Raw genomic sequence first — 23,458 nt, forward strand, 5'->3', positions numbered from 1 at the left:
TGTTAAAATAGCTGATTAAATGGATAGAATCCTATCATTGATACTTTATTTATATATTTTCTTTGTATCGTTCAATGAAAATACCAAATCTAAGGCCTTAGTTATTCGCTATAAATCATTGATACGAATTAATAGCTTTAAAATCAGACAAATATAACATTGATTAGCTAAGTAAATTTATGGAAAACAAAACTTTACGTAATTGGAGTGCCCTTTTGTTGTCTTCAGTTGTAGCGTCTTCTTTGACATTACAATCAACACAAGTCTTGGCAGTTCCCAGTATCAACCATCCTTATTATAGTGATAAGCGAATTGAGGCAAATTATACGTTACAAGATCGGGGTATCACAGGAAAAGTAATTGACGAAAATGGTCAAGCACTACCTGGAGTAAACATCAAGCTCAAAGGTACTACCAAAGGTACAAGTACCGACAGCAATGGTGATTTTAAACTTTCAGTTCCTGACAAAGGAAATGCAATACTTGTACTTTCGTTAGTTGGTTACAAAACACAAGAAGTGACTGTTGGAAGTAAGAATTCACTTGATATTATAATGAGTGTTGATACCAAAGATTTACAGGAAGTAGTTGTCGTGGGTTATGGTACTCAAAAAAAAACAGAGTTAACGGGTTCTGTAGCGGTAGCTTCTGGTGAACTGCTTAATAAACGTATTGCGACCAACCCTGCAACAATGCTACAAGGTCAATTACCTGGTTTACAAGTTGTACAAGGTTCAGGTGAACCCGGTAATGAAGGTGTTAGTCTAAGAATTCGTGGTGTTGGTACATTTAGTGGTGCGGGTAATGACCCACTCGTCATTGTAGATGGTTTGCCCGGTAGCCTTAGCTCTATCAACCCTAATGACATTGAGACGGTTTCGGTATTGAAAGACGCATCTTCAGCTGCAATTTATGGGGCAAGAGGTGCTAATGGGGTAGTGCTTATCACTACCAAAAAAGGAAAATCAGGAAAACTGGTCTTTAATTATACCTACAACAATGGTATCACACAAGCAACTAAGCTTCCTGACTTGATTACTAATTCAGCCGAGTTTATGGAGTTGAACAACGAAGCAAGAGTAAACTCTGGATTAAACCCTATATATTCGCAAGCTACAATTGATTTGTATAGAAACGCCACTGACCGTGAGAAATACCCTAACCACAATTGGTTGGACGATATTTTCCAAAAAGTGAATGTACAAAACCATTACCTCAACGTAAGTGGCGGCAAAGACAATACCAATTACAGCGTTGGTTTGGGTTATACAAGCCAACCAGGTGTAATGAAAGGTTTTGATTACAAAAAATATACTTTGCAATTCAACCTTAATTCTAAGGTAAACGATTTTATTTCATTTGGTACGAATACCCTTCTCCGCTATGGTAAACGTATGGGTGCAAGACAGGGTTCGGGCGATTTATTTTTAGCAACCTTAGCTCAGTCTCCATTATACAAACCAAAATTGTGGGATGGTAGCGGTCGTTATACATTCAGAGCTTTCTCGAACGAAGCAGGTAACAAAAACCCTTTGGCAATTGCTGAAAACGTAAATGCCTCTACTGACGACTACTACGCACAAGTAAACGGCTATGTAAATGTAAATTTGGCTAAAGGATTGGTTTGGGAAACACGAGGTGGAGCTAACTTTACTTTCTATAAAACCTATGATTTTAGACCAAAGATTCCGATGTATTTGTATTCTGATTTGAGTGCAGCAGGGAACGTTGACGTAGGAACATTAGGGCTTTATGTATCACAAAATAATAGTTTATATACGGTAATTTATAGCCAGTTGAACTATGATAAAACTTTTGGCGACCACCACGTAAATGCTTTGGCGGGAGCTCAACAAGAACAAAATAAAGACCAGTTCATGAGTGCTTTCAGAAGAGAGTTTGCTTCTAACCTTGTACAAGAATTAGACGCAGGACCTGCAGAAGGCATGAACAACAGTGGTACTGCTTCTGAATGGGCGATTAGGTCGTTTTATGGTCGTTTGAACTACGATTATAAAGGCAAATACCTTGTAGGTTTAAGTACTCGATATGATGGTACTTCTCGCCTTCCAACTGATACTCGTTGGGGTTTATTCTACGCTTTCTCTGGTGGTTGGAGAATATCGGAAGAAGCATTCTTGAAAGATGCTAGCTGGTTGACTGATTTAAAATTGAGAGGTTCTTGGGGTAAATTAGGAAACCAAAATATCGGTACTTATCCTTATCAAAATGTATTGACTGCCACAGCTTATCCATTTGGTAGCTCCCTTACAACTGGCTACTATGCTGGAGGTTTAGTGGACCCTTCACTTACTTGGGAAACTACGCAAACTTTAGACTTTGGTCTTGATCTCGCTTTATTAAATGGTCGCTTGAATATTACAGCTGATTGGTACGACAAACAAACTTTCAATATCTTACGTGGCTATCAAGTACCTCTTTATGTTGGTTTAGGAGCACCTACTGTAAACAACGGTAGAGTGAAAAACACAGGTTTTGAGTTGGATGTACAGTACCAAGATAAAATTACTAACGATTTAGGGTATAAAATTGGAGGTAACATTCAAACATATAAAAATACTTTAGTTGAGTATGGTGCTAAAGAAATTGGTGGCAATACGATTCGTGAAGAAGGTCGTCCTTTAGATGAATTCTATTTATACCAATGGGATGGTATCTTCCAAAACCAAGCTGAAATTGACGCATGGCCAACGCAGCCTATCACTCCTAGACCTGGAGATTTGAAAATTAAAGATGTAAATGGCGATGGAAAAATTGATGCTAACGACAGAACCTACACGCCTGGCCGTTATCCTGTGGCTTCTTACAATGTCAATTTAGGTTTAACGTGGAAAAACTTCGATTTATCGGCACAGATTTTTGGTTCATTTGGTCAAAAAATTTATGTGAATGGTTGGGGGGTAGAACCGTTTAGACAGGGTTCTGTGCCTACTACTGATTGGAGAAACAGATGGACTCCTACGAATCCTTCTACTACAATGCCAAGAATTTACATTGCAGATGGTTATCCTGCGGTACAAAACTATGCTTCAACTTTCTATTTGAAAGATGCTTCGTTTGTACGTTTGAAAAACTTACAAATAGGTTATAACATTCCAAAAGTAGTGCTTGATAAAGTGAAACTTCAATCTTTACGAGTGTATTTTGCAGGAGATAACTTGCTAACCATAAGCAAATTCCCTGGACTTGACCCTGAGCGTACAAGTATCAGTGGTAACTACGTTTCGTATCCGCAAAATCAGGTATTCACATTTGGTCTTAATGCTCAATTCTAAAATTTGAACTTCTTTATTATGAAAACATATAAAAAAGTATCTTGTCTGCTTGCTTTATCGCTTACTTTACTTCAGTCATGTAAAGAGAATGCCTTAGAAGTAGCTCCTCTTGATAGGCTATCCACTTCCGTATTCTGGAAAACAGAATCTGACGTACAATCGGCTCTGGCGGGTTGTTATGCTTATCTAAAAACTGGTGGTGCTCCTGTTTCGTTGTTTTACCAAGCAGGATGGGATGCCCTCACAGACGATGCTTATAGCCAATATCCTTGGGATGCTGCTATTCAAGACATCAGCTTTAGTGGTCCAACCCCCAATACTGGTGGTTATGTTTACAATAGCTATGCAGTTAGCTATCAGGCTATCGCTGCTATAAACAATCTGTTGGCAAACGCTGGAAATATTTCGATGGATGCCGCAGCAAAAACCAAATACCTTGCCGAAGCAAATTTCTTGCGTGCGTATTTTTACTTCCAATTGGCTCAACTTTATGGCAATGTGATTATTACAACACAACCAGAAGCTACTACTTTCAAAGAGTCTAAAAGTAAATCAACCAGAGATGAGGTACTGACATTGGTTATCCAAGATTTAGATAAGGCTATTGCTGGTTTACCAGACATCGCATATACTGACGGTCATGTGGTGAAAGGTGCGGCTCAAACACTAAAAGCAAGAGTACTGTTGTTCCAAAAGAAATATGCTGAGGCTGCCACTTTATCAAAAGCGGTTATTGATGGAGGTAAATTCAAACTTTCAACTAATTTCAGCGAAATTTTCTATAAGCCCGGACAAACCAATAACAACGAGATTCTATTCTCTGTAAAGAACTTACCTCCAAATTCATACCCTGTACAAGGTATCGACTTGGTTATTGGTAACTGGTTGGCATTACAACCTACGTTAGACCTTGCCAGTGAGTACGAATGTAAAGATGGTTTACCAACTTCATCTTCGCCATTGTACAACGCTGCTACTCCTTACGAAAACCGTGACCCTCGTTTGAGAATGACCGTTTTTGTAGATGGTGACGATGAATCGAAAGGATGGAAAAAATATAATGGTTCGCAAACGGTATTCAAAGCATTTACCAACAGTAATACTACAGGTTTGGCTATCAAGAAAACCCTAGATCCAACCCAAAGCGACCCTGGTTATAGTACAGTAAGTAGCCAAGATATTGTATTGATGCGTTATGCAGAAGTATTATTGAACTACGCAGAAGCTGAAAATGAAGCCAATGGTCCAGCCAATGCTTATGCTGCTATCAACCAAGTTCGTGCCAGAGTTGGAATGCCTGCTTTACCAACAGGCTTGACACAAGCACAAATGAGAGATAGAATCAGACACGAACGCAGAGTTGAATTGGCTCTTGAAGGTTTCCGTTATTTTGATTTAAGAAGATGGGGGACTGCCGTACAAGAATTGAATGGTTTTGAAATTGTACCAGGCAATACCAACCTTAAAAAGAAAATTTACAAAACTACTTTTGATTACTGGCCAATTCCACAAACTGAAATCGACCGTACAAAAGGGTTAGTTCAAAATTCAGGATACTAAGTCCTAGTATTAATACCCTACCACAGATATGAAATACTACATTTATTATCTGTGGTAACTTACAAATATTAGTGTAACATTTTTTAGTGGTGAGTGATACTTTTAAAAATTGATAGTCGGTTTTTAAAAGTATCATTCACCACTTTTTTTAGAAGGACGAAGTCTGCAACAGCTTTCGAGTTACAAAAATGCAGTAACCAAAGTATTATTTCTTTTAGCTACCAACGCATCATTTATACTTATATATTTATAATCCTAATCCATGCTTAGAAGTCTTTTATTTTTGCCATTCTTATGTTGTTCTTTATTAAAGAACATAGCAAAGTCCCCCAATCAAAGTCACCATAAAAATACTCTAAATTACTATTTTAACACACCAGCCTCCAACTGGAACGAGGCTATTCCTATTGGCAATGGGAGAATGGGTAGTATGATTTTTGGCACTGTTAATCAAGAACTTATCCAAACAAACGACGATACCTTTTGGTCGGGAGAACCCCGTAATATTCAAAAACCTGGCACATATCAATACCTCGAAGAGATAAGAAAACAAATAAAGCATGGCAATACCTCAGAAGCCCAAAAGCTCATCAATAGCCACATGCTTGGTGCTTGGAACCAAAGTTATATGCCTTTGGCAGATATTTTACTACGAATGAATCAAGATGAAACCCAAGCAACAGCATATAAAAGGTCATTAGATTTATCAACAGGCATTGTTACGATAGCTTACAAGCAAAAAGAAGTCAACTACAAAAGAGAAATCTTTGCTTCTTTTCCACAGCAAGCCATCATCATTCGTCTTACCGCAGACAAAAAAAAGGCCCTCAATCTCATCGCATCTCTCCAAAGCTTGGTCAAATACCAAACCCATTCTGCCAACCAGCAGCTCATCATCAATGGTCAAGCGCCCATTCATATAGAACCCAATTATCAAGGCGTACACCCCCCCATTTACCAAGATAGGCATGGAATGCGTTTTGAAGGGCGATTATTTATTACTGAAACCGATGGACAAATTCTTGCTGATAGCAACCAATTAAAACTACAAAATGCTTCTTTTGCTACCTTAGTTTTTGTAGATGCCACCAGTTATAATGGTTTTGATAAAGACCCTTTTTCAGCAGGAAAAGACGAAAAAAAGCAATGCGAAGCATACAGTAAAGGCTTGTTGGGAAAGTCATATCAAGCCATACGTCAGGCACATATCAAAGATTACCAAGCGTTATTTGGACGTGTAAATCTTCATTTGGGGACAAGTACTGAAGATAATTTTCCTTTAGACCAACGCATCAAAAACTATAACAAAGACAAAGACCCAGCCCTTACAGCCTTGTATTTTCAGTTTGGCAGGTATTTACTGATTTCTTCTTCTCGAAAAGGCTCGCAACCAGCTAATTTACAAGGCATTTGGAGTAATTTATTACAACCAGCATGGAGTGCCAACTGGACAATCAACTGCAATGCTCAAATTAATTATTGGCCTGTCGAGCTTGCCAATTTATCTGAATGTCATTTACCGCTTTTAAATTTAATTCGAGAAACGACAGTAGATGGTCAAAAAACAGCCAAAAACCTATACAATTCCCGTGGTTGGATGGCTCATCATAACATAGATTTATGGCGAACCACTTGGCCAGTAGGCGGCAATGGCCTTTGGGCGATTTATCAAGTGGGCGGAGCATGGCTATGCCAGCATATTTGGGAGCATTATTTGTTTACACAGGATAAGCAATTTTTGGCTGAATACTTTCCAATTTTATACGAAGCATCCCTTTTTTATGTCGATAATTTGCAAGAAGATGGCCAAGGTTATTTAGTTACGAATCCGTCTGAGTCATTTGAAAATCATTATTTTAATGCTAAAAAAGAAAAAGTATGGGCTTGTGAAGGAGCTGCACAAGATATGCAAATTATCCGTTCATTATTGAAAAACACCCTCCAAGCGTTTGATATTTTGGGAAAAGACCAAACCCAAAAACTAGAAATTGCCCGTGTCTTAGCCCGATTAGCCCCAATGAAAATAAGTCCACGAACGGGGCAATTACAAGAATGGAACGACGACTGGGATGCCGCCGAGCCATTCAACGGGCAAGTACCGCATGGTTGGGGGCTTGTTGCCAGTGATTTAATCACCCTTCATCAAACGCCCGATTTAGCCAAAGCCATTCGTCAAACCATCACCTATCGAAAACCCGCTTATGCCATGAACACGGGCAGTTGGTCGGGGGCATTTGCTGCTAACTTTTGGGCGAGATTAGCCGAAGGCGACAGCGTACAAATGGTTTTAGATAGACATTTTTCAAAAGCCCTTTACACCAATTTGACCTGCCAGTTTACTGGATTTTGGCAAATTGACGGCAACCTCGGCATGACTGCCGCCATAGGCGAAATGCTTATGCAGAGCCAAGGGGGCGAAATAGCCTTATTGCCTGCTTTGCCCTCGAAATATCCTACTGGTTACGTAACAGGTCTGAAAGCAAGAGGTGGCTACACCGTAGATGTATTTTGGGAAAATACCAAACTTACAAAAGTAGTTATAAAATCACGTTTAGCAGGCAAGGTATCGATACGTTATAAAGATAAAGTAAAACAATTAACAGTAAAACCTTTGAGTAGTTTTACGTTAACCGACGCAGATTTTCTATAAACTAATTGACTCAATCTTGTATTGTTTAAAAACCCCAATAAACAGCATTTATTGGGGTTTTTATCCTTAAAATATATTATTTATTATAAAATATTACAACAGGTTAAGATAGCTTACTAAAAAGATAATAACCACCAAAAGCCTCTTTTTTAATATATTTTCTTTGTATCGTTCAATGTTTAACAATAAGGCCTTAGTTACGTTTCTAACATTGAGATACGTTAAAAGCTTTTATATCAAATTATTTACAATCATTGATTAGCTGAGTCATTTTATGGACAACAAAACTTTACGTCATTTGAATGCTCTAATTCTGTCATCGGTTGTTGCTTCTTCTCTAGCAATTTACTCCACACAGGTTTTAGCGTCAACAATCAATCAACCTTATTTTAATAATAAGCGTATTGAGTCTAAATTCTTCCAAGACCAAACAATTACGGGCAAAGTAGTTGACGAAAATGGTCAAGGATTGCCAGGTGTCAACATCAAGATTAAAGGTACTACTAAAGGTACCAGCACCGACAGTAAGGGTAGCTTCAAATTTACGATTCCTGACAAAGGAGATGTAACATTGGTGTTTTCAATGATAGGCTACAAAACCCAAGAAGTAACAGTGGGTGGCAGAACTGTTTTTAACATCGTACTTTCCAGCGACAACAAAGCCTTAGACGAAGTAGTAGTGGTAGGTTATGGCTCACAAAAGAAAAACGACGTTACAGGTTCGGTGTCGGTAATCAAAGCCTCACAATTTGAAAACCAACCATTGACCAACGCAGCACAGGCTTTGGCAGGTAAAGTAGCTGGTGTAAACCTTAACCAAAACTCAGGTTTGGCAGGTGACGACAACTCTAAGATTGTGATTCGTGGAACAGGAACACTCGGAAACTCAGACCCCTTAATCATTATTGATGGAGTTATTGCTACTACCGAATCGACACCACAATTCAATGCCAGTGGTGGAAGTGTACCAAGCAAATCTATCAACCCGCTCAATTCTATCGACCCTACTGATATTGAATCGATTACCGTATTAAAAGATGCCTCTGCTGCTTCTATTTATGGTTCGAGAGCTTCAAACGGGGTAATTTTAGTGACAACTAAAAGAGGAAAAGAATCAGCGAAACCCACAATCAAGTACAATGGCTATTATGGGGTAAGCTCGGCTACGAGTCTTCCTAAGATGGTTTCTAATACCATGGATTTCATGACCTTAGCTAACGAAGCTGCTGTAAACAGTGGGAAGTCTCCATCTTTCTCGACTGCTACCATGAATACATACAAAGGTTTTGGTAATATGACGAACACCAATTGGATGGACTTGCTTTTCAAACAGTCGGCAGCTATGTCACAACACGACTTGTCGATTTCTGGTGGTAATGCCAATACCAATTACTATATTTCATTTGGTGTATTGAACCAAGATGCTATCGTAACACAAGGGAATTATCAACGCTACAATACTCGTTTGAACATTGACTCAAAAGTATTAAACAACTTCAAGGTTGGAACAAGCTTAACATTCAGTAGAGGCGAACAAAATATGCCATCAAGCGACATTTTGTATGTGTCGGTACTTGATGCTATGCGTGCTACACCTGTAATGCCTGCTTATACCAGCGATGGAAAGTTGGCAATCTTGGATGGATATTCGTTTTCGGCACTCAACTCTATCCAAGCAGGTAATGCCTTGGCAAGGTCGGCGGCCAATCAGGTAGTTTCTACCACACAATCGTTTTTAGGCTCGGGCTATGCCGATTGGGAAATTATCAAAGACCTTCATTTAAGAGGTAGCGTTACGGTAAATATCAACCCTTACGACCGCTTCGACTGGGCATCAAACCTTACAGGCTACAACTGGCGTTATCAAGAGTTATTGACACAAGGGTATAAATTGAGTGATTTGACAGGTGCACTTTCAACGTCTTCGTTGACATTGACCAACAGCGAATCAAAAAGAATCAACCCTTATGCTCAATTATCATACAACAAAACTATTGGCAAACACCAAATGGGAATCATGGGGGGCTATAGCTATGAGAAAAATACATGGACTTACAACTATACTTCTCGTAGAAATTTCTCATCAAACGAAACAAGAATCCTTTCGGCGGGCGACCCTTCTACTCAAAACAACGGAGGTACTGCTACCCAAAACGCCTTGGTTTCTCAGTTCGGTAGATTCAACTACACGTATGATGGTAAATACCTTTTTGAAGCTACAGTACGAAGAGATGGGTCTTCTCGTTTTGGGGTAAATAACCGTTTTGGGGTTTTTCCAGCTTTCTCTTTAGGTTGGGTAATGACTTCCGAAAGTTTCATGAAGCAACAAAATGTGATAGACTTCTTGAAAATCAGAGCTTCTTGGGGACAATTGGGTAACCAATATGCTTCCTCTGATTTCCCTTATGTAGCACTGATTGGTTTTGGTAACAACTACAACTTCAACAATGTTACGGTAGGCGGTGCTGTACAAACGACTTATGGCAACCCAGACCTTAAATGGGAAACTTCTACTACGACCAATATTGGTTTCGATTTGTTCTTATTCAAATCAAAACTTAGCATCGTAGCCGATGCCTATCAGAAAAATGCTAAAGGTATCATTTATAATACGCCACTGCCTTCTAATACAGGTTTCTCCTCTGTTACTTCAAACTTAGCAAGTGTACAAAACAAAGGGATTGAATTGGCGGTAAACTACAACGACAAAATTGGAGATGTATCATTTAGCATTGGAGGCAATGCAGCCTACAACAAAAACGAGTTGGTTTACATCAACCCTGAATCGAGTGATGAGAAAGATAGAGTAATCGATGGAAATTATGCCCTTTTGCGAGGTCAACCCGTTGATGCCCTTTATGGCTTGAAAGTTATAGGTATTTTCCAAAATCAAAGCGAAGTAGATAACTCACCTAAGCAATTCAGTGGTACAGCTTCTGGCGATTTGAAATACGAGGACTTCAACAAAGATGGTAAAATTGATGCCAACGATAGACAAGTACTAGGGAAAGAGTCTCCAAGTTGGGTGTATGGATTTAATGCTTCGGTATCGTACAAAAAGTTTACCTTATCGGCTCAATTCCAAGGCATTGGAGATGCTCAAACGTATGGCTCTTATGAGTATTTTATACCAACGTTCCAAGGCTCAAACTTTGGCGAACAGTGGCTCAATCGTTGGACACCAAGCAACCCAAGTACAACAATGCCTCGTGTATGGGATACTTCTGGCCCAAATACACAAATGACCAACTCTTTCTTCGTACAAGACCGTTCGTTCTTGAGAATGAAGAATATCACGTTGGAATACAACTTTAAAGATTTGGTTAAAACCAATTTCTTTAAAAACCTTAAAGTATATGTAAGTGGTCAAAATTTACTTACGTGGACAAATTTCAAAGGATTTGACCCAGAAAAGAGTGCTCGATTAGACAGAAGTGGTATTCCACAAGTGAAAATATTCTCTGCGGGCGTAAATGTTGAATTTTAATTGATGTAATATACTGGATTATGAAAAAAATATGTATTCTAACAGTAATGTGTTTTTTATTGAACGCATGTACTGATAAACTGGAACTAAGTCCTTTAGACTCGATAAGTACCCAAAATTTCTTCAAAACACAAGAAGACTTTGACCTTGCCGTAAATGGTCTATATAACTATATGCAAGGCAAAGGAAATGTTGGACGTAACGGCGTTTATGCTGGAGATTTGTATTGGGAAGTAGCCAGTGATGCGGCATACTTCCAGTTTTCGTGGCATACACCTTGGTACGATATTTCTAACGGAAACCTTGCCCCAACTACCGATAACGTAAGATTCATTTGGGACTATGGTTACAGAGCTATTGGTTGGGCCAACACCATATTAGACAATATGGATAAGGCAAGTATTGATGCCAATACCAAAAAAATATACGAAGGAGAAGTAAAGTTTTTACGAGCAATTACCTACCTCCGAATGGTAAGTTTGTACGGCGATGTTCCTTTGGTTTTAAAACAATTGCCTGTTAGTGAGGCAAAAGTACCGAGAGATTCAAAAGAATCGGTTTTAACACAAGTAGTTGCCGACCTTGACGAAGCTGCACAGAAATTGTCGCTTACTCCATTCAATAGTCAAAAAGGTAGAGCCACTAAACAGGCTGCTTTAGGGATGAAAGTAAGAGTCTTAACTTATGCGGCAAGTCCACTTTTCAATCCTTCTGGTGATACCAAAAAATGGGAAGCTGCCAAAACTGCCGCTTCTGAATTGATGACAATTGCTACGCAGAACCCTACTTTAGTTGGTTTGGAATCGAGCTATGATAATATTTTCTCGGTAAGCAACGAAGACAATAAAGAAGTACTATTCAATATTGAATACACCGCCAACAACTCGCAAGAAGGTGGTAATAATTTGCTTCCTTTTGGTCCTCGTACTTTGCCAACTCAAGGTGGAGTAGCTGGTGGCTGGGGTTCTTCGGCAATTACGCCTGAATATGCCGACTCATATTTGATGAAAGATGGTTTAACTGCCGCTACTTCGCCCTTGTATTCGGCAGCAAATCCTTGGGCAAACAGAGACCCTCGTTTCTATACAACTTATTTTGTGGCGGGCATTTCAACATTGCCTGATGGCTCTATCTTTAATATCGACCGTGTAAACAGTTTTCCTGGTGGTACATTTCAAGCGGCATATCCGATGTCTATTCGCAAAGGTGTTGACCCATCTGCCAAAAACCAAGCATACGATAACGAACAAGCGCCCAATACCATTGTGTTGAGATATGCCGATGTACTACTCATGTATGCCGAAGCTCAAAACGAAATTAGTGGCCCAGATGCAACTGTATATGCCGCTATCAACCAAATTCGAAGCAGAGCTGGTTTGCCCAACTTAGCCACAGGTTTATCGAAAGATGCTATGCGTACAGCTATCCAAAATGAAAGAAAATGGGAATTAGGCTACGAAGGAGTAAGGTATTTTGATATTCGCCGTTGGAAAATTGCTGATGCTGTTCTGAACAACTTACCCAAAGGCCCAACCCTCAACGTAACCCCTGCGAAGAAATTTGTAGCAACTAAGCATTATTGGTGGCCACTTGCTCAAAGTACAATTGATGCCAACCCTAAACTCATTCAAAATGATGGCTACTAAGTTAGTGATTGAGTTAATTGTGAGTTAATTTATTAATTATAAGACACTTACAATTTTCAATTACCACTTAATGCCGTAAGGAGTACAAAAAAGAGTTAAACAGTATGCCAAACATAAGCATACCGTTTAACTCTTTTTTAATCATGAAGTACTAATGCAAAATTGTGAACTAGTGGATTGATTATTAACACTTTATACCCAAACAATAAGGGCATTTGCATGACTTATCGAACATAGGTTTTTTGATAAATAGCTGGGCTTGCACCTGTTAATAATTTAAATTTTTCGTAAAAACAAGTAAAATTATTAAAGCCACTTTCATAGCAAATTTGCTTGAGTGTCAAATGACCATTGAGCAACAATTTACAAGCATAGCCAACCCGTACTTCCAACAAAAAACGAGAATATTGCTTGCCTGTTTTCGATTTAAAATACCTACAAAAGGAATTGGGAGCTAAACCTACCAAAGATGCTACTTCGTCTAAACTAATTTTGTTATGAAAATTTTGCAGGGTGTAATTATATATCATATTGAGTCGCTCGTTTTCAATATCAGATGTTTCGTGCCGAAAACCAATAGAAGCCAATAAACTGCTATTATCGCACTGACTGGCAATTTGCAAACTTTCCATCAATAACATGAGGCGGTAACTGCCTTCTGCATGGTATAATTTTTCTATTAAATCGGCTACTTTTAGTTTTAGGTTTTCTTCCAAAAAAATACCTCTTTTGGCTCGTTCCAATACATACTTGATGCCTTTATTTTCGGGTAAATTGAGAAATCTGTCACCCCAAAAATTTTCTGAAAAATGTATAACCGTTGCATAAGGAAACTTAGCATGAGTGGCATAATCCTCATGATCGTAATGCCAATAGTGCGGTAAATTTGTACCTATTAATACAACATCGCCAGCCTTAAAGCGACGGATGCTGTCACCAACAAACTGAGTGCCACTGCCTCTGTGAAAGAGCACCATTTCTACCTCGGCGTGGCAATGCCATCTTGAATTGACATTGGGCATGAGTTCCTGACGAATACTGAATGAACGATTCGGCACAGTTGCAACTTGTAAAAGATGAGGTTTCATAAGTGATGTTGCCTAATAATCCTGATTAATATGACCATTTGCTTTCAAGTATTATTTATGAGAAAAAAGTAAAAATTCCTGCTATTTCATAAATAATCATTTGAATAGTACAAATGTAGGTGAGCTTTAGGCAGTAAATCGGGGGGATTTAATTCAAAAATGAGGGCGAAATAATACCGTCCTCATTTATTTTATCTCTTGACTAGCCATAGGCAACAATTTTTATGTACAAAGCTATTTTTTATTCGTTTTAGCATACTCCGAGGGCGAGCACCCAAATAGCTCTTGAAAATGTTGTCGAAAATATTTTGAATCTTCTATGCCAACCATTCCCGTTACTTCTGAAACCCTTAAATTAGATGTACTCAAGAGTTGCGCCGCCCGCTTAAGCCGTACATCTCGAATAAACTCAACGACTGATTTGCCTGTAATACCTTTGATTTTTCGGTATAAAACAGGCTGACTCATGCCTAATTCCTTCAACAAAGCTTGCACATTGAAGGCGGAGTTTTCTAAATTTTCTTCGACTATTCTCATAGCTTTTTCTAAAAATACTCGCTCTTCGTCTGGAATAACAATGTGGGTTGGTTCTTGTAAAATTTGCTTGCTATAATACTCCTTTATCTTGAGCCTGTTTTGTAAAAGCGTTGTCACTTTTGTAAGCAATACATGGGGGTTGAAGGGCTTGCTAATATAATCGTCAGCCCCCATTTCCAAGCCCTCAATTTCATGGATAGATGCCGTGCGTGCAGTAAGTAACAATACCGGAACATGAAGCGTTTTGGGGTTATTTCGTATCATTTTACAAAGCTCTAAGCCGTTTACCTCGGGCATCATAATATCACTGATAATCACATCTGGCATAGTACTTAGGGCTTTTTCGTAGCCTTCTTGTCCGTCAGTAGCAGTACTTACTTGGTATACTTTTTCAAATAGTTGTTGTAAATACAGGCGTATTTCGGCATTATCCTCTACAATGAGTACATGCCAGTTGGATTGATGCCCTGTCTTAAATAATGATTGGTCGGCTTGTGTTGTACCATCAGATGAGGTGATACTTTCCATAAAAACATCTTCTTCTTTAATAAGGCTTTGGGTAGAAATATGCTCTTTACCTAAAGGTAGATGAACAGTAAACGTTGTGCCAACTCCTACGGTACTACTTACACTTATTTCACCGCCATGTGCTTTTACAAATTGCTTTACTAAAGACAAGCCAATGCCTGTACCCATTACTTTGAGCGACTCTGTATGAGCTGCTTGGTAATAGGGGTCAAAGATTTTTGATAATTCTTTTGCCTCAATGCCAATGCCTGTATCTTTCAGACTAATTACCAAAAAGTTATCATTCAATTGCTGGTTTTTCCATACCGTAGTCTGTGTAGATGACCCAACTACGGAAATACGCATGGTGATGTTACCTTTGGCAGGTGTAAATTTAAAGGCATTAGAAAGTAAATTGAGGAGTACAATTTCTATTTTTTCTCTATCAATATAAAAATACACCTCTTCATCGGGCATTTCAAGGGTATATTCAATATCCAATTCTTCGCCTTTTATACCAAAAATCCAGAAGATTTCTCTTAAAAAAGTTATTGCTTCAGTTTTTCTGTACTGCATAGAAATAAGCCCTGATTCTACTTTTCTAAACTCTAAAAGCTGATTAACCAACTCTAAAAGCTTACGGGTTTGGCGTTGTACCAAATAGGCCTTTTCAGATAAACCATTTGATGACGACCTAATGGCTGTAACTAATTCTTCGATTGGACCTAAAATGAGTGTAAGTGGCGTGCGTAATTCGTGCGATACATTAGTAAAAAAACTAAGTTTCATTTCTGATAACTCCTTTTCTTTTTCATACTTTAAGCTTTCTATCAATAATTGTTCTTTGAGTTTTCGTTGGGTTTCAGTAATTCGATAATAAATCCATAAACCACCGGCTACGATCAGGGTATAAATCAAATAAGCCCACCACGTTTGCCACCACGGGGGCAAAACTACCAACGAAAGTGTAGCTGGCTCTTTCGACCAAATGCCATCCCCATTGGCTACTTTTACTTCAAAAGTATAAGTACCTGGAGCAAGATTAGAAAAATTGACGTTGCGTTGCTGTTGTGTAGTTATCCAATCGTCACTTAGCCCAATGAGGCGATAAGCGTAAATATTTTTATGGGGATTGGTATAATTAAGTCCGACAAAGTCGATAGCAAAGTTATTTTCAAAATAGTTTAATACAATTTTGGTCTGTTTATCTATAACTTTATTGAGTAAGACCCGCTCATCAAGTGTATCACCAACCTGTACTAGTTTGTTACCCACACGCAAGCCAACAATCTGAGGAATAGGGGCAAACGTATTGATTTTAATGGTATTGGGTTGAAAATAAGAAACGCCGTTAATACCCCCAAAGAAGAGCGTTCCATCAACAGCTTTCCAAGCTGCCCCTACCTTGAAAGAGTTACTTTGTAGCCCATCGTTTACATCATACCTAATATACTGATTGTTTGCAGGATTAAAACGATAAAGTCCTGTGCCACCAATCCATAAAGTACCATTTTCATCTTCTAAAATAATTTCTACGTCTTGCTCTGGCAAAAACGCATCATAACGCTGAATGACATCTTTCCCTTGGGCGTTTACATACAGTTTGTGCAAGCCACCGCCAATAGAACCAATCCACAGATTACCTTTTTTGTCTTGTTGCAAAGCCCATATATAATTGTTTTTTAGACTTTGTACATCGCCTTCTTGGTGCGTAAATCGGTGTAAGAATCGAATCCCTCCTTGTTGAATTTGGTATTTATACAATCCTTGTTTAGATGCAACCCAAAGTAAATGTTTACTCGAATCATAGAAAAAAAAGGTTACTTCTTGAGGCTGAATAGAGGTTTTTACTGGGAAAAAAGGCTTGATACTTTCGTCATTAGGATTAAACAAACAAATGCCTACGGAAGGTATTGCCAGCCACATTTGTCCATAAGCATCTGTACATAGAGCCGAAACAATACCTTTACCAAGTTTATGTTTTACTAGATAGAACTGTCCATCATTGCCTAATTTATAAAGCCCTTGTGAGTTTGTACCTACCCAAATATCTTGCCTACTATCTTTTACAATAACCGAAACATCAAAATTGAAAAGCCGATTGTTTACATTTTGTACATGGTATTTTTTGTACTGTTTACTACGAAAATCATACGAAACGATACCTCCCCAAGTACCTATCCAAAGCAACTGACGGGCTTCGTCTTTGCAAATTGCCTTGATGTAATGGGTAGGTTTGAAACGACTACCGATTTTGTCGGGACATAACTGTCCGAACTGTTTTTGTTGCAAATCTAACTTACTTACACCACCTGCTTGGGTCGAAATCCATAAGACTTTAAATTTATCTTCATAAATATGCCTAATTCTTCTTAGGTTAAAATCAGCTCCACCCGTTTCGTTGTCTTCAAATTTAATCATTTTCTCTTCTACCAAAGGTAACTCTCCTGCAACAGTCTTGGGTTTTGCCTGAATCATGACCAAACCTTTGGTTTCGCTTCCAATCCATAAATTATTATACGAATCTAAATGTAGCGCATAAACCTCAGAATATTCACTTTGCAGCCTGTAGAGCTTTTGGTATTGCCCCTTTTGATTGGGCAACCAATAAAGATGATTTTCACTTGCCACCCATATATTTTTGTGTTGGTCGATAAGTAGTTGGTCTATGTATTTCGCCTCAAACCAAGGTGTATTTACCAACATATTAGTGCGAGGTAAAGCGTAAAAAAGCCCAATAGAAGTACCAACCAATATATTATCCTGGGCATCTATCCCTATGTTACTTACCTGAAAATTGGGATTGCTCCGAGCAGGAGCAATTTGTATGATAGCCGTAATAGCTGTTTTGTTTCGTCGTTGTAATTTATAAAGTCCATTTTTAGCTGTGCCAACCCATAAATTACCTTCCGTATCGGAGCTAATACAAGAAATATGGGCACTTTTCAGTGTTTTCACCAACACCACCATCGTTTTTACCAAGGTAAAATCTAATGCTTGAAAACCATCTTTTGTGGGGTCATATATATAAATACCGTTACTTTCTGTACCAACCCACAAAAGGCTATCGCTACCCACATACAACGATTGTATTCTATCGTTTGGCAAAATCAATTGGTCGTTTTGGGGTAAATGATATGGCTTAAGTTGATATCCGTCATATCGGCACAAACCTTTGTTCGTAGCAATCCAAACGAACCCTTGTTTGTCTTGTACACTTGCCAGTGCATCGCTATGAGGTAGCCCATCTTCTACAGACAGGCGTTCAAATTTATACTTATTGGGGTCGAATTGAGCCTTACTTTTGACCACACTTACCAACAAGAATCCCAGTAGTAGTAAAACTTTACCCCCTTTTATTTTATCAAATATCACATCCATAATCATTACTATTCAATTTAATAAAAGAAGCACCAAATAGTATAATATACCCATGATTGAATGAAATACCCTCCTTATTTGGATATTTATACCGCCAAAAATATAATAAAAATACGATAGTTTTGCATAGATTTAATAACGACAAAATTATCATTACTTACCTAAGACTCTCTCGTGATGTTAAACAAGTTTACAACTTCGTGTATTTTATGTAGTATTTTTGTACGTTTGGCTTTTGCCCAACAGCAAGTCCCGTTAAACGTGTGGTACAAACAACCTGCCAACGCCACAACTGCCGATGTTAATAAAGGTTGGAACAACGACCCCGAATGGCTCAAAGCTTTTCCTATTGGTAATGGCTTTTTGGCTGGAATGGTGTTTGGTGATGTCAATCAAGAACGCATTCAACTCAACGAAAAAAGCTTGTGGTCGGGAAGCCCAAGCGATAACGACAACCCGGACGCATCGGCTTATTTGACCCAAATTAGGCAATTACTTTTTGAAGGCAATTATAAAGAAGCCAACGAACTAACCAATAAAACTCAAATCGCCAAAGGTGTTGGTACGAGCAAAGGAAATGGCACAAACGACCCTTATGGAAGTTATCAATTATTAGGCGATTTAAAGATTGATTTTGAAAAAAATACTGCTTACTCCAATTATACCCGTAAATTAGACCTAAGCAAAGGGCTTGTAAACATTGCCTACACCCAAGAAAGCGTTGATTTTAGAAGAGAAGTGTTTGTGAGTTATCCAGACCGTGCCATGCTCATTCGTTTTACCACCAATAAAAAAGGAGCTTTGAGCTTTAAGGCATCGCTTTCTCGAACAGAACGTTTTGCAGTACAGACCTTAAAAGACCAATTATTGATGACTGGTAGCATGGATAATGGCAACAAAGGCGATGGCATGAAATACGCTACTCGTTTGAAAGCCCTCAGTCAAGGCGGAAGTATCTCTTATCAGAATGGTGTGTTGGAAGTGAAGAATGCCAATGAGGTTACTTTATACGTGGTTGCTTCTACCGATTACAAACAGGCATATCCAACTTTTATTGGCGACAATCCAGTAGAAACTACGCAAAAACAATTGGCTCAGGTAACAGCCAAGCCTTATGCGTTGGTACTAAAAAATCATACGCAAGATTTTTCATCTTTGATGAGCAAAGCAAGTTTAAATTTATCAAAAATAAGTACTGATACTATTCCAACTGATGTGCGCTTGACCAACAATTCTACTGCCAACGATTTGCATATACAAGAGTTGTATTTTCAGTTTGGTCGCTATTTGTTGGTATCGTCTTCGAGAAAAGGAAGTTTGCCTGCCAATTTGCAAGGAATGTGGTCGAATAAAATCCAAACCCCTTGGAATGGCGACTACCACGTGAACATCAATGCTCAAATGAATTATTGGCCTGCCAACGTAACAAACCTTGCCGAATGTAATACGCCCATCCTCGAATTGATTCAGTCAATTGTAAAACCCGGCGAACGCACGGCTGCTGTTCAATACAAAGCCAAAGGCTGGATTGTGCATCCTGTAACAAACGTGTGGGGCTATACCGCACCGGGCGAGCATCCAAGTTGGGGTATGCACATAGCTGCGGGTGGTTGGGTTTCTCAACATTTGTGGCAACATTATACCTACACAAAAGACAAAACGTATTTACAAAAAGTATATCCAACGCTACTCAAATCGGCTGAATTTTATTTAGATTGGTTGGTGCAAGACCCACGCACAGGCAAGCTTGTTTCTGGCCCTACTTCCTCGCCCGAAAACAATTTTTATGCCCCCGATGGCTCGGTGGTTTCGATGAGTATGGCTCCTTCGCATGACCAAGAAGTAATTCAGGAAATTTTTAGTACTGTGTTATTGGCAGCCAAAGACCTCAACGACAACAATCCACTTTTAAGTAAAATAAAAACAGCCCTCAACAACCTGATGCTTCCTAAAATTGGTACGGATGGCAGGTTGATGGAGTGGGCAGAAGAATTTAAAGAAAGAGATATTACCCATCGCCATGTATCGCATTTGTACGCCCTTTATCCGGGTACTTGGATAGATGCCTACAAAACGCCTGACTATGCCAAAGCTGCTCAAAAATCGTTGGAAGTACGTACCGACGTGGGTACTGGATGGAGCTTGGCTTGGAAAATTAGCTTTTGGGCAAGGTTGAAAAACGGCAATAGGGCACATCAATTATTGCAAAACTTACTGAAACCTACCTACAACAACACCATCAATATGTCGGATGCTGGTGGCACGTATTATAACCTTTTCTGTGCTCATCCGCCTTTCCAAATTGATGGCAATTTTGGCGGAACGGCTGGTATTGCCGAAATGCTCTTGCAAAGCCACGGAGGTGAAATAGAGTTATTGCCTGCACTTCCTAACGTTTGGGAAAAAGGTGAGGTGAAAGGTTTGAAAGCACGCAATGGCTTTGAAGTAGCCATTCAGTGGAAAAATGCAAGCTTGAAACAAGCTACCATCAAATCGTTGGTTGGCGAAAAATGTGTAATTCGTACTCAATCGCCAGTAGCTATCAAGGGACTTACCGTAAAATCTGTAAAAGATCCTTTCGGCTATACAACCACTTTCAACACCACAAAAGGACGTGTTTATCTTGTAGAATCACTTTAAAATTTATCTTTATTAACAGATGAAATGTAATAGTAAGTTTACCCTACCCATAGGGTTAATGGCATTGCTTTGCCTTTTCAGCAGCAACTTGCAAGCACAGTCGGTTAGGAGTAAAATCAATATCAACCGAGCGTGGAAGTTTTTTTTAGGCGATACAACTCAAGCCGAAAAAGCAACTTTCAGTGATAAATCATGGAAAAACATCAACCTTCCTCACAATTTTAGCTTACCGTATTTTCAGGAAGCTCGCTGGTATGTGGGCTTTGGCTGGTACCGCAAAACGATTACCGTACCTGCTTCTTGGAAAAATAAAAACATTGCTTTAGAATTTGAAGGTGCGTTCCGTGAAGCCGAAATATTTGTCAATGGTACATTGGTAGGTACACACGCAAGTGGCTACACTGGCTTTGCTGTAGATATTACCAAAGCCCTGAAAGTGGGTGATAATACCCTTGCTGTTCGCTTGTCGAACCACTGGAGTCCGAGAATTGCCCCACGTAACGGCGACCACAATTTTACAGGGGGTATTTATCGTGACGTTTCGTTGATTGTCACCAATCCGACGCACGTTACATGGTACGGAACTTTTGTAAAAACGCCTAAGGTTTCGGCGAAAGAAGGTCTTGTATCTGTAAGTACCGAAGTAGAAAACAAAAGTAATAGCAGTAAAAAAATAGAGCTTCGCACGTCTGTTTTTGACCCTACTGGCAAAGTGGTAGATACATTTTCTTCTACCCAAACGATTCCTGCCAATACTTTGGCAACATTCGAGCAAACAGGTAATAGCATTTCTCAGCCCAAACTTTGGCATCCAGAACATCCATTTATGTATAAATTGGTAAGCAAATTATATGAAAATGGTAAGATCTTGCTTGATCAATACGAAACACCTTTTGGTTTCAGGTGGGTAGAATGGACAGCCGATAAAGGCTTTTTCTTGAATGGCGAACATTATTATTTCAAAGGTGCAAACGTACACCAAGACCATGCTGGTTGGTCGAGTGCCGTAACGAATACAGGTTTTTACCGAGATGTGCAATTAATCAAAGACGCAGGATTTGACTTTATCCGTGGGTCGCATTACCCACACGACCCTGCTTTTGCCGATGCTTGCGATAAATTAGGGATGTTGTTTTGGTCTGAAAATAATTTTTGGGGTGTTGGCGGTGCTACGGGTGAAGGTGGTTGGTTTCAAGGACCAGGTACTTACCCTTACTACGATGAAGATAGCAAGCCTTTTGGCGAAAGTTTGAAAACCAGTTTAAGAGAAATGATTCGGGTCAATCGTAATCACCCTTCTATCATTACGTGGAGTATGTGTAACGAGCCGTTCTTTACGCATCAAAGTACCATGCCAAAAGTACGTGAACTTTTGAAGGAATTGGTAGCATACAGCCACCAACTCGACCCAACACGGGCGGCGGCTATCGGTGGTTCGCAACGAGGAGAAATTGATAAATTGGGCGATATTGCTGGCTACAATGGAGACGGTGCAAGGTTGTTTATCAAACCGGGTGTTGCCAGTGTGGTAAGTGAATATGGTTCGGTGATTGATTTTCGTCCGGGCAAATACGACGCTGGTTGGGGCGATATGGAATCACAACCACAATTTGAATGGAGAAGCGGACAAGCCATTTGGTCGGGTTTTGATTATGGTACGCACGCTGGGCAATTAGGACAAATGGGAATCATTGATTATCAGCGTATTCCAAAAAATAAATGGTACTGGTACCGTAAAACATACTTAGGCATAGAACCACCAGCACCAACCGTAGCAGGAACACCAGCTCAACTCAAATTGAGTGCCGATAAAACCGTGATTCAACAAGCCGATGGAACAGACGACGTACATTTGTTGGTAACAGTACTGGATGCCCAAGGCAGAGAATTGAGCAGTTCGCCAGATGTAACGCTCACCTTGGTTTCTGGCCCAGGCGAGTTTCCGGGTGGTTCATCCATCACTTTCTCCAATAAATCTAATATTGCCATAAGAGATGGAAAAGCGGCGATTGAGTTCCGTTCACATTATGCTGGCACGTCGGTTATCAAAGCTTCTTCGGCTGGCTTGCCCGATGCTTTTATTACCATTGTTTCTAAAAATGCCCCTGTATATTTGGCGAGTAAAACGCCCAAAATTGCAGAGCGTCCTTATGTGAAATTTGACGACATCATGCCTGCCGAACGTAAAGGAAAAGTGAATTTGGTATTCAACCGTCCAACCAGAGTATCAAGCGAAGAAGCAAGCCATACAGGGCGTTATGTAAACGATGGTTCGCTTCAAACCTATTGGCAAGCACAAGGCAATAACAAAGTGGCATGGTTACAAATCGACTTAGAAAATACCTACCACCTCACAGAAATAAAACTTGCCTTTCCGCAAGATGGCCTTGTTGATTACAGCATTGAAATTAGTAACGATGGCATCAATTGGATAACCTTATCAACGCAACACACACAAGTAAGCAAAGAAACTTTACTTACGCATACTTTTAAAGAAAAAGTAAAAGCTGGGCTGGTTAGAATTGCTTTTAGTACCCCAAATAGTAACTCAATCATCGGTTTAAGCGAGTTTGAAGTTTACGGAGAGTAAGATTGAAAAATAGATTATAAAGTAGTGAAATTGGCTATGCTGTTTTACACATAGCCAATTTAGTTTGATGATGAAT

At 39.3% G+C, this 23,458-nt stretch carries 9 protein-coding genes; 7 read left to right on the plus strand and 2 right to left on the minus strand.

Annotation, left to right across the window (positions count from 1 at the left end):
- Positions 1-179 precede the first annotated feature (179 nt).
- From VB776_RS07355 to VB776_RS07375, 5 genes are all read left to right on the plus strand, one after another.
- On the plus strand, positions 180-3,296 hold the full coding sequence (locus tag VB776_RS07355) for a SusC/RagA family TonB-linked outer membrane protein (RefSeq protein ID WP_323327553.1): 3,117 nt from the start codon (positions 180-182) through the stop codon (positions 3,294-3,296).
- An 18-nt stretch (positions 3,297-3,314) separates the two neighbouring features.
- A complete protein-coding gene (locus VB776_RS07360; protein WP_323327555.1) occupies positions 3,315-4,856 on the plus strand; it encodes a RagB/SusD family nutrient uptake outer membrane protein in 1,542 nt (513 codons plus the stop codon).
- A 262-nt stretch (positions 4,857-5,118) separates the two neighbouring features.
- Entirely contained in the window at positions 5,119-7,506 is a 2,388-nt protein-coding gene (locus tag VB776_RS07365; RefSeq protein WP_323327557.1) for a glycoside hydrolase family 95 protein, read from the plus strand.
- Between the two features lie 274 nt (positions 7,507-7,780).
- Complete coding sequence (locus tag VB776_RS07370; protein ID WP_323327559.1) at positions 7,781-10,993, plus strand: SusC/RagA family TonB-linked outer membrane protein; 3,213 nt, start codon at positions 7,781-7,783, stop codon at positions 10,991-10,993.
- A 20-nt stretch (positions 10,994-11,013) separates the two neighbouring features.
- Positions 11,014-12,639: a RagB/SusD family nutrient uptake outer membrane protein gene (locus VB776_RS07375; protein ID WP_323327561.1), complete on the plus strand. Its 1,626-nt coding sequence runs from the start codon at positions 11,014-11,016 to the stop codon at positions 12,637-12,639.
- A gap of 224 nt (positions 12,640-12,863) precedes the next feature.
- Here the strand turns inward: VB776_RS07375 and VB776_RS07380 are convergent, their stop codons facing one another.
- Both VB776_RS07380 and VB776_RS07385 read right to left on the minus strand, forming a co-directional pair.
- The gene (locus VB776_RS07380) at positions 12,864-13,727 is read right to left on the minus strand and encodes an AraC family transcriptional regulator (protein WP_323327563.1); all 864 of its coding nucleotides are present in this window, start codon (positions 13,725-13,727) and stop codon (positions 12,864-12,866) included.
- A 234-nt stretch (positions 13,728-13,961) separates the two neighbouring features.
- Positions 13,962-18,152, minus strand: a complete 4,191-nt coding sequence (locus tag VB776_RS07385; RefSeq protein ID WP_323327565.1) for a hybrid sensor histidine kinase/response regulator transcription factor — start codon at positions 18,150-18,152, stop codon at positions 13,962-13,964.
- A gap of 177 nt (positions 18,153-18,329) precedes the next feature.
- Between VB776_RS07385 and VB776_RS07390 the strand changes: the two genes are divergently transcribed.
- Positions 18,330-20,792 (plus strand): glycoside hydrolase family 95 protein, encoded by a 2,463-nt coding sequence (locus tag VB776_RS07390; protein ID WP_323327567.1) that lies wholly within the window; start codon positions 18,330-18,332, stop codon positions 20,790-20,792.
- Between the two features lie 58 nt (positions 20,793-20,850).
- Positions 20,851-23,382, plus strand: coding sequence for a glycoside hydrolase family 2 protein (locus VB776_RS07395; RefSeq protein ID WP_323327568.1), 2,532 nt, complete (start codon positions 20,851-20,853; stop codon positions 23,380-23,382).
- Positions 23,383-23,458 lie beyond the last annotated feature (76 nt).

Source organism: Arcicella gelida (assembly GCF_034931025.1).
Taxonomy (GTDB): domain Bacteria; phylum Bacteroidota; class Bacteroidia; order Cytophagales; family Spirosomataceae; genus Arcicella; species Arcicella gelida.

What these genes read in the sequence shown, in the direction of transcription:
- VB776_RS07370 (WP_323327559.1), top strand. Translation starts at nt 7,781, where the DNA reads ATGGACAACAAAACTTTACGTCATTTGAATGCTCTAATTCTGTCATCG.
- VB776_RS07380 (WP_323327563.1), bottom strand. Translation starts at nt 13,727, where the DNA reads ATGAAACCTCATCTTTTACAAGTTGCAACTGTGCCGAATCGTTCATTC.
- VB776_RS07360 (WP_323327555.1), top strand. Translation starts at nt 3,315, where the DNA reads ATGAAAACATATAAAAAAGTATCTTGTCTGCTTGCTTTATCGCTTACT.
- VB776_RS07365 (WP_323327557.1), top strand. Translation starts at nt 5,119, where the DNA reads ATGCTTAGAAGTCTTTTATTTTTGCCATTCTTATGTTGTTCTTTATTA.
- VB776_RS07355 (WP_323327553.1), top strand. Translation starts at nt 180, where the DNA reads ATGGAAAACAAAACTTTACGTAATTGGAGTGCCCTTTTGTTGTCTTCA.
- VB776_RS07390 (WP_323327567.1), top strand. Translation starts at nt 18,330, where the DNA reads ATGTTAAACAAGTTTACAACTTCGTGTATTTTATGTAGTATTTTTGTA.
- VB776_RS07395 (WP_323327568.1), top strand. Translation starts at nt 20,851, where the DNA reads ATGGCATTGCTTTGCCTTTTCAGCAGCAACTTGCAAGCACAGTCGGTT.
- VB776_RS07375 (WP_323327561.1), top strand. Translation starts at nt 11,014, where the DNA reads ATGAAAAAAATATGTATTCTAACAGTAATGTGTTTTTTATTGAACGCA.
- VB776_RS07385 (WP_323327565.1), bottom strand. Translation starts at nt 18,152, where the DNA reads ATGGATGTGATATTTGATAAAATAAAAGGGGGTAAAGTTTTACTACTA.